This window comes from Demequina lignilytica, assembly GCF_030418305.1.
In the GTDB taxonomy this organism is placed as follows: domain Bacteria; phylum Actinomycetota; class Actinomycetes; order Actinomycetales; family Demequinaceae; genus Demequina; species Demequina lignilytica.
Genome location: NZ_JAUHPX010000014.1, coordinates 1 through 1,711 on the forward strand (window position 1 = coordinate 1; position 1,711 = coordinate 1,711).

General features: G+C 57.7%; 1 rRNA gene. It reads left to right on the forward strand.

Features of this window, described 5'->3' with window-relative positions:
* Window positions 1-1,445, forward strand: a 16S ribosomal RNA gene (locus tag QQX10_RS13605); the annotation flags it as partial.
* Between the last annotated feature and the right edge of the window lie 266 nt (window positions 1,446-1,711).

Below are 1,711 nucleotides of genomic sequence, written 5' to 3' on the forward strand. Positions count from 1 at the left end.
AGCTTGCTTCTTCTGATCAGTGGCGAACGGGTGAGTAACACGTGAGTAACCTGCCCCAGACTCTGGGATAAGCCTTGGAAACGAGGTCTAATACCGGATACGCGACTCCACCGCATGGTGAGGGTTGGGAAAGTTTTTCGGTCTGGGATGGACTCGCGGCCTATCAGCTTGTTGGTGAGGTAATGGCTCACCAAGGCGACGACGGGTAGCCGGCCTGAGAGGGCGACCGGCCACACTGGAACTGAGACACGGTCCAGACTCCTACGGGAGGCAGCAGTGGGGAATATTGCACAATGGGCGAAAGCCTGATGCAGCGACGCCGCGTGGGGGATGAAGGCCTTCGGGTTGTAAACCCCTTTCAGCAGGGAAGAAGCGAAAGTGACGGTACCTGCAGAAGAAGCGCCGGCTAACTACGTGCCAGCAGCCGCGGTAATACGTAGGGCGCAAGCGTTGTCCGGAATTATTGGGCGTAAAGAGCTCGTAGGCGGTTCGTCGCGTCTGCTGTGAAAACCCGAGGCTCAACCTCGGGCCTGCAGTGGGTACGGGCGGACTAGAGTGTGGTAGGGGAGACTGGAATTCCTGGTGTAGCGGTGGAATGCGCAGATATCAGGAGGAACACCGATGGCGAAGGCAGGTCTCTGGGCCACAACTGACGCTGAGGAGCGAAAGCGTGGGGAGCGAACAGGATTAGATACCCTGGTAGTCCACGCCGTAAACGGTGGGCACTAGATGTGGGGCTTATTCCATGAGTTCCGCGTCGCAGCTAACGCATTAAGTGCCCCGCCTGGGGAGTACGGCCGCAAGGCTAAAACTCAAAGGAATTGACGGGGGCCCGCACAAGCGGCGGAGCATGCGGATTAATTCGATGCAACGCGAAGAACCTTACCAAGGCTTGACATATACCCTCTACCCCCAGAGATGGGGGGTGCTTCGGCGGGGTATACAGGTGGTGCATGGTTGTCGTCAGCTCGTGTCGTGAGATGTTGGGTTAAGTCCCGCAACGAGCGCAACCCTCGTCCTATGTTGCCAGCACGTAATGGTGGGGACTCATAGGAGACTGCCGGGGTCAACTCGGAGGAAGGTGGGGATGACGTCAAATCATCATGCCCCTTATGTCTTGGGCTTCACGCATGCTACAATGGCCGGTACAAAGGGCTGCGATACCGTAAGGTGGAGCGAATCCCAAAAAGCCGGTCTCAGTTCGGATTGAGGTCTGCAACTCGACCTCATGAAGTCGGAGTCGCTAGTAATCGCAGATCAGCAACGCTGCGGTGAATACGTTCCCGGGCCTTGTACACACCGCCCGTCAAGTCACGAAAGTCGGTAACACCCGAAGCCAGTGGCCCAACCCTTTTGGGGGGGAGCTGTCTAAGGTGGGATTGGCGATTGGGACTAAGTCGTAACAAGGTAGCCGTACCGGAAGGTGCGGCTGGATCACCTCCTTTCTAAGGAGCACCTACCGGCAGGTCTGCGGATCTGGCTGGTCAGGACCTGCACCAGGACCGAATGTGTTCTGGCAGGGCTCATGGATGGAACATCGACATGGCCGGCAGCTTGGCTGCTTGATCAGTACGCCTCCTTCGTGGGGTTGGAACACTCGAGCATGTCGGGGTCGGCTTGGCACACTGTTGGGTCCTGAGGGGTCGGACGTAAGTTCAACACTCAGAGCCATGATCGGAAGCTGAAGGTTTCTGGTCTGGTGCGGACCATC